We start from the raw sequence: 7,319 nt of genomic DNA on the forward strand, positions 1-7,319 counted from the left end.
GGCAAAAGGCAAAAGGCAAAAGGCAAAAGGCAAAGGGCAAAGGGCAGCTTTGTTCTCCCCACACCCTACACCCCACACCCTAACACCCAATCCCCAAGACCGGATTGCTATATCATAAGAAAGACAGGGGAAATCTTAAAAAAATCGAGAAAGTTTTCCCCCTCGATTACTTTTTCCCATAAAAAAACTGCACTAGAGGTAACTGTTAATGGTCGTCAGTCGTGATAAGGCTCCCACGGCACAGGAAACGTTTATGCAAATGGCACAAGCGGCCGGTTTACGCGGTCGCTTGTTGATTACATTGGGTTTACTGATTCTGCTCCGTTTTGGGATGTTTGTACCGATACCCGGTTTGGATCGGGCAAGATTAGCAGAAATTATTCAAAGTAACGCCGCTTTGGGAATCCTTGACCTGTTTACCGGGGGAGGATTATCGACGTTAGGGATTTTTGCCCTCGGCATTCTTCCCTATATCAACGCCTCAATTATCGTGCAACTGCTCACCGCTGCCCTTCCTTCTTTGGAAGATTTACAGAAAAATGAAGGAGAAGCAGGACGGCGAAAAATTGCCCAAATTACCCGTTATGTTGCCTTTGGTTGGTCAATTATTCAAAGTATCGGCATTACTCTCGGTTTATTAGTGGCTAACGGCGTTGTGGCCGGAACTTTACCCTCGATCGCTGCTACGGTTCTCGCTTTAGTGGCCGGTTCTATGTTCGTGATGTGGATTTCGGAACTGATTACGGAACGCGGTCTGGGAAATGGAGCATCTTTGCTGATTTTTGTCAACATTGTCGCTGTTTTACCGAAAACCCTCGGTGATACGATTACTTTTGCCCAACAGGGTGGCCGACAAGCGATCGCTCAAGTGGTGATTCTCTTGCTGGTTTTCTTGGTGATGATTATCGGCATTGTTTTTGTTCAGGAAGGAACCCGTCGGATTCCGATTGTTTCTGCCCGTCGTCAGGTGGGTCGTCGTCTCTATCGGGAAAGAACCAGTTATCTACCCCTACGACTCAATCAAGGGGGCGTAATGCCGATTATTTTCGCCTCCGCAGTGTTGGTCTTACCTTTCCAATTAGTGCAAGCTTTACCCACGGATAACCCGGTCGGTCAGGTTTTAGTTCAGTTGGTTAATGCTCTGCGTCCCGATAGTTGGGGTTATGTGGCTTTTTATAGCTTACTGATTCTCGGTTTTAGTTTCTTCTACGCTTCCCTGATCGTTAACCCCAAGGATATGTCCCAAAACCTGAAAAAAATGGGGACCAGTATTCCGGGGATTCGACCGGGGACCGCTACTACTAATTATCTGGAAGGGGTGCTGAATCGTCTCACCCTTTTGGGCGCTCTCTTTTTAAGTTTGGTGGCTACTGTGCCGACTGTAGTAGAAAGCGCTACTGGTGTCACCACTTTTCGCGGTTTGGGGGCAACTTCCCTGTTAATTCTGGTGGGGGTGGCGATCGATACTGCGAAACAAATTCAAACCTATGTCATCTCTCAACGTTATGAGGGCATGATTAAACAGTAGTTAGATAGTCAGCCAGTGACCTTTTAGCGGTTACTGGTTATTTTTCCCCTTAAAACCCTATATTTAATCCATGAGCAAACGGATCGGTGTGATATTTTTGGGACCGCCCGGATCGGGAAAAGGGACCCAAGCGGCAAAATTAGCGGAATCTCTGACGATTCCCCATATTTCTACCGGTGAAATTTTACGTCAAGCAATTACAGAGAAGACAGAACTTGGTCAGCAAGCACAAGCTTATGTGGAAAAGGGCGAATTAGTCCCCGATGAGTTGTTATTAGGTTTAATTCAGGAACGTTTAAAACAGCCTGACAGTGCTAAGGGTTGGATTCTTGATGGTTTTCCCCGCACGGTGGCACAGGCGAGCTTTTTAGACGCATTACTGGAGGAATTGGCCGATAGTTACACATTTGTGGTTAATTTGGCTGTACCAGATACGGTCTTAATTGAGCGTCTCATGCAACGCGGTCGTCAAGATGATACTAAAGAAACGATCGCCCGTCGCCTACAGGTTTATATCGACCAAACTGCCCCCGTTTTAGATTATTACGGTCAAAAAGGCACTCTTAACCATATCGACGGTAATCAACCGATGGACGCGGTTACTGCCGCTCTAACAGCAGTTGTGACTCCTGTTTAAAGTTTCTCTCAGATCATCAATTCAGTAATCAGTCATCAGTAATCAGTCATCAGTCAGTAAAAATTACAACTTTTGATAAGTTTTTTATATCAAACAAGCTTTAATAGTTGAGAATATTTAAATTTACATTTCGCAATATTTATCCTTTCTTAAGAATTTATTGAAAATAATTCTCATTTGTTTACGAGGTTGCAATACTTCCAGCGATTATGGTATAATTTCGCAGTATGAGATGATCGGCTATTATGTGCTTTTTAGGGTTTTTAGCTGTCTGGTGATCCTGAAAACCCTTGCTAAATCTACACTGACCTATTCAGCAACAGCAATAAATGGCAGTTAAAGAGCCTTTTTTAAGCCAACCCGTTGATCAATTAATTGTGTAGTTTTGTTGCAAAGAGAAAGTTTTTTTGACAAAAAGAACAAAGTGTGCTGCTGAGTGATCTATATTGCTTTTATTTGTTCTCCCCACACCCTACACCCCACACCCCACACCCTGCTCTCCTATAGGGGAAACTATACCCTTCCCCCTGCGTCTTTAGGCTCTAAGCAAACAAGTGTCACGCTTGCGATAGAATAGATCGATCGGACTTAGCCTAAATGGGGTGAGCGAAAGAATGTGCGGAATTGTTGGCTATATCGGGACCCAAACAGCGATCGATATTCTCCTAGCTGGTTTGGAACGTTTAGAATATCGGGGTTATGATTCGGCAGGGATTGCCACAATTCTTGAAGGTGAATTACATCGAGTCCGCGCCCAGGGAAAACTCTACAATCTGCGGGAAAAATTAGAACAGGAAGTTAATCCCTCCCAAATTGGCATCGGTCACACCCGTTGGGCAACCCACGGCAAACCCGTAGAAAGTAATGCCCATCCCCACACCGATAACAGTCAACGGGTGGCAGTGGTACAAAATGGCATTATCGAAAACTTTCAGGCATTAAGAACAGAATTAAAGGAAAAAGGCTGTATATTTGACTCAGAAACCGACACAGAAGTTATTCCCCATCTAATCGCCAGTTATCTACCCAAACCTAGCGATGAAGAATACTTGGGGGTGAGTCCTTTCCTCAAGGCAGTTTTAAAGGCAATTGAACGTTTAGAGGGTGCTTTTGCCCTAGCGGTGATTAGTCCCGATTATCCCGATGAATTGATTGTCGTGCGGCAACACGCTCCTTTAATCATCGGTTTTGGTCAGGGGGAGTTTTTCTGTGCCTCCGATGTCAGTGCTTTGGTTCCCCATACCCGGGCGGTGCTGTCCTTGGATAATGGCGAAATCGCTCGGTTAACACCCTTGGGAGTAGAAATTTATAATTTTGAGGGAAAAAGAGTCCGTAAAAGCCCCAGAGTCCTCGATTGGAGTCCGACGACCGTAGAAAAACAGGGTTATCGTCACTTCATGCTCAAGGAAATCTACGAACAACCAGGAGTGGTGCGCGACTGTTTAGGGACCTATCTGCATCCCCATTGGACAGCACAAAATGGGGATAATGTCAACCCGATAAATATTAATTTTTCTGAGGAAATTTACGAAAATTTAGAACATATTCAGATTTTAGCCTGTGGGACCAGTTGGCACGCTAGTTTAGTCGGTAAATACTTGATTGAGCAGTTGGCAGGTATTCCCACAAGAGTACAGTACGCCTCGGAATTTCGCTATGCACCCACCCCCCTGATGCCCAATACTTTAACCATCGGGGTGACGCAATCGGGGGAAACAGCCGACACTTTAGCGGCTTTGGAAACGGAAAAACAGCGTCGTTTAGGATTAGGAAAAAAATATCAGGCCCGGATTATCGGGATTACTAATCGCCCCGAAAGTACCCTAGCACAAATGGTCGATCAGATTATTAATACTCAGGCGGGGATCGAAATCGGGGTGGCGGCAACTAAGAGTTTTACCGCCCAGTTATTGGGTTTTTATCTCTTAGCTTTGGATTTATCCTATCGTCGTCAAACTCTGTCTTTAGAGAGAATCGAGGAAATTATTAATCAAATGCGATCGCTGCCAAGATCGATCGAAACTGTCTTAGAAACACAGGAAAAAGCGATCGAAGAATTGGCCCATGAATTTAATGACACCCAAGACTTTATTTTCTTGGGACGGGGGATTAATTTCCCCATTGCCTTAGAAGGGGCCTTAAAACTCAAAGAAATCAGTTATATTCATGCGGAAGGCTATCCAGCCGGAGAAATGAAACACGGACCAATCGCGCTTTTAGATGCAAAAGTTCCCGTAGTAGCGATTGCGATGCCGGGGGTAGTTTATGATAAAGTTCTCTCCAATGCACAGGAAGCAAAAGCAAGGGATGCGCGATTATTGGGAGTAGTTGCCGACAGCGATACGGAAGCGCCGAAAGTCTTTAATGATTTGTTGTATGTGCCGGAAGTTGAGGAATTATTATCGCCAATTTTAACGGTAATTCCCCTACAATTGCTCTCCTATCATATCGCGGCCCGTCGCGGTTTAGACGTGGATCAGCCGCGCAATTTAGCCAAAAGTGTCACGGTAGAATAGGGTTCGGTTGGGTTGAAAGTGTGGTTTAAAGGTCTATTTACACTAAATCGGAACCTATGAATCTCCATACAACTTCTCAGAATGGGGTTTTAATTCGTCTGACAGAGGAGAGATGGAAACACATTATCAGTGGACATAGTGAATTAGTATCGTATCAAGCGGAGATATTGGAAACCATTCGCCATCCTGAGAAAATCCTAGTAGGAAACCAGCAGGAATTGTTGGCAGTTAAACAAATAGTTTCTGGAAAATATCTAATCGTTGTTTATCGAGAATTATTAGATGAGGGATTTATTATTACTGCTTATTTAACCCGTCGTCTTCGTGAATTAACCAAGAGGAAACAAATATGGCCATAACTAGCATTAATATTCAATCCTATCTTAACTTCGCCAAGATGATTCACGCTCTGCCTCAGCAAGATTTTTGGACAGCTTATGATGCAAAAGCAGATGTTTTGTATATTAATTTTTATCAACCATCTTTACCTGCGGATGATAGCGAATTAACAGATAATGATGTGATTATTCGTTATCAAGGGGATAAGATCATTGGTTTAAGTATTCTCAATGTTAGTAAAATCCATTTTTAATTTAATTATAACCAGCTACTTAGAATATATTTTGCCCAGAAAACCTAAGAGACCCCCCGATTTTCAGTACAATATTACTGCAATATTAAAAGCAGTGAACGAGTAAACAGCGATGATCACCGGCGAATTAAAATCCAAAATAGATAAACTTTGGACAACCTTCTGGAATAACGGCATTAGTAACCCGCTTTCGGTAATCGAGCAGATTTCCTATTTACTCTTTATCAAGCGCCTAGATGACCTAGAACTAGCTAAGGAGCGTAGGGCCCAAAGATTAGGCGAAAACCTCGAAAATCCCACCTTTACCCCCAGCCAACAGCATATCCGTTGGTCGCACTTCAAAAATCTCGATGATGCCGAGACAATGCTCCAGATTGTCCGGGATGAAGCGTTTCCCTTTATCAAAGATCTGGGGCAATTGTCCAAGGGTAGCACCTACGCTAAACACATGAAGGACGCGGTGTTTCTCATCGCGTCTCCGGCCCTGCTGGCGACGGTAATCGAGCAAATTGAAAAAATCCCCATGGAGGATCGGGACACCAAAGGCGACCTTTACGAGTATATGCTCTCGAAACTGAGTACAGCCGGGACTAACGGACAGTTTCGCACACCGCGCCATATTATCAAAATGATGGTGGAGTTATTAGCGCCGGGACCCCGGGAGGTTATCTGTGATCCGGCCTGTGGCACAGGAGGCTTTTTAGTAGCGGCTGCCGAGTATGTGCGGGAGTTAAAGGACAGCGAGGGGGGACGTTTGCTCCATGAACGCGGCAACCTAGAGCATTTCAATAACCAAATGTTCCACGGTTTTGATTTCGATGCGACGATGTTACGCATTGGCAGCATGAACCTGATGTTACACGGTATCGAGCAGCCGATTATCGAGGCCCGGGATTCCCTCTCGGAGGATCACGCCGGAGTAGAGGATAGTTTTACCATGATTCTGGCTAATCCACCGTTTAAGGGTTCGCTGGAGAAATCTACTATTGCCAAGGATTTATCGAAAATCATCGACACCACTAAAACCGATTTATTATTCATGGCCCTGTTTTTGCGGTTGCTGAAGACGGGGGGAAAAGGCGCGGTAATTGTGCCAGATGGGGTGCTATTTGGCTCGTCGAAGGCCCATAAGGACATCCGCACCATCTTGGTAGAGGAACATAAGCTAGAGGGGGTGATATCGATGCCGTCGGGGGTGTTTAAACCTTATGCGGGAGTATCTACCGCAATTCTCATCTTTACGAAGCTGGGGGTAAAAGAAAAGGGGACTGACTTCGTTTGGTTTTATGACATGATGGCGGATGGTTTCTCTCTCGATGATAAACGCCAACCGATCGCCGATAATGATATCCCGGATTTGCTGCGCTGTTGGCATAATCGCGACTCCACTCAGGACACCAACCGCAAAGGGAAGGCGTTTTTTGTGCCTCGCGAGCAGATTCAGGCCAATGCTTATGATCTATCAATTAACCGTTATAAGGAGATAGAGTACGAAGAGGTGAGCTATGAGCCTCCAAAGGTGATTTTACAGAAGTTAAGGGCTTTAGAGGCTGATATTCGTCAGGACTTGGACGCATTAGAGGAGATGTTAGGAGATTAGGAGATGAAAAATCTACAGCCATTAGACCTACATTCTATCAAAACCGAATCCGAGTATGAGGCGGCCTTACTGGAGATTGAGTCGTTTCTGGAAGTACCTCCGGGGACACCAGAAGCAGCGCGCTTAGATTTGCTTGCCACACTGGTTGATGCCTATGAACAGGAACATTTTCCCATCCCTCTACCGGATCCTATCGAAGCGATAGTCAATCGAAAGGATATTTGATTTATGCTGAGAAATAAGATTTGTCGGCATTTAGAGGGGATATGATGACTAAAATAAAAGCGCCATCCGATCCCCCCCAACCCCCCTTTTTAAGCTGTCCTTTAGTCACATCTTTCTTAACATTTCAAACCTTTGTAGCACAAGGCTTTCAAGACTCGGTTAACAATTTGTAATATTCCTTGTTGACACCCTTACTGACAAAGAAAAAACTGAAATCAAGT

7 protein-coding genes are annotated in these 7,319 nt (G+C 44.7%); all 7 read left to right on the forward strand.

The features are described from left to right. Nucleotides 1-208: 208 nt before the first annotated feature. The 7 genes from secY (at nt 209) to IM473_RS04880 (ending at nt 7,098) form a co-directional block, all read left to right on the forward strand. The gene (gene secY / locus IM473_RS04850) at nt 209-1,528 is read left to right on the forward strand and encodes a preprotein translocase subunit SecY (RefSeq protein WP_287658870.1); all 1,320 of its coding nucleotides are present in this window, start codon (nt 209-211) and stop codon (nt 1,526-1,528) included. Nucleotides 1,529-1,598: 70 nt separating this feature from the next. Next, nucleotides 1,599-2,165, forward strand: a complete 567-nt coding sequence (locus tag IM473_RS04855) for an adenylate kinase (RefSeq protein ID WP_002753892.1) — start codon at nt 1,599-1,601, stop codon at nt 2,163-2,165. Nucleotides 2,166-2,779: 614 nt separating this feature from the next. After that, nucleotides 2,780-4,681, forward strand: a complete 1,902-nt coding sequence (gene glmS, locus IM473_RS04860) for a glutamine--fructose-6-phosphate transaminase (isomerizing) (protein WP_287658871.1) — start codon at nt 2,780-2,782, stop codon at nt 4,679-4,681. 56 nt (nt 4,682-4,737) lie between these two features. Next, nucleotides 4,738-5,040, forward strand: a complete 303-nt coding sequence (locus IM473_RS04865) for a hypothetical protein (RefSeq protein ID WP_287658872.1) — start codon at nt 4,738-4,740, stop codon at nt 5,038-5,040. Beyond that, nucleotides 5,031-5,273, forward strand: a complete 243-nt coding sequence (locus IM473_RS04870) for a DUF2283 domain-containing protein (protein WP_287658873.1) — start codon at nt 5,031-5,033, stop codon at nt 5,271-5,273. Before IM473_RS04865 ends, IM473_RS04870 begins: the two co-directional genes overlap by 10 nt. A 112-nt stretch (nt 5,274-5,385) precedes the next feature. After that, nucleotides 5,386-6,873 (forward strand): type I restriction-modification system subunit M, encoded by a 1,488-nt coding sequence (locus IM473_RS04875; RefSeq protein WP_287658874.1) that lies wholly within the window; start codon nt 5,386-5,388, stop codon nt 6,871-6,873. 3 nt (nt 6,874-6,876) lie between these two features. Continuing rightward, complete coding sequence (locus IM473_RS04880) at nt 6,877-7,098, forward strand: helix-turn-helix domain-containing protein (protein WP_287658875.1); 222 nt, start codon at nt 6,877-6,879, stop codon at nt 7,096-7,098. Nucleotides 7,099-7,319 lie beyond the last annotated feature (221 nt).

This window comes from Microcystis sp. M015S2 (assembly GCF_020245945.1).
In the GTDB taxonomy this organism is placed as follows: Bacteria; Cyanobacteriota; Cyanobacteriia; order Cyanobacteriales; family Microcystaceae; genus Microcystis.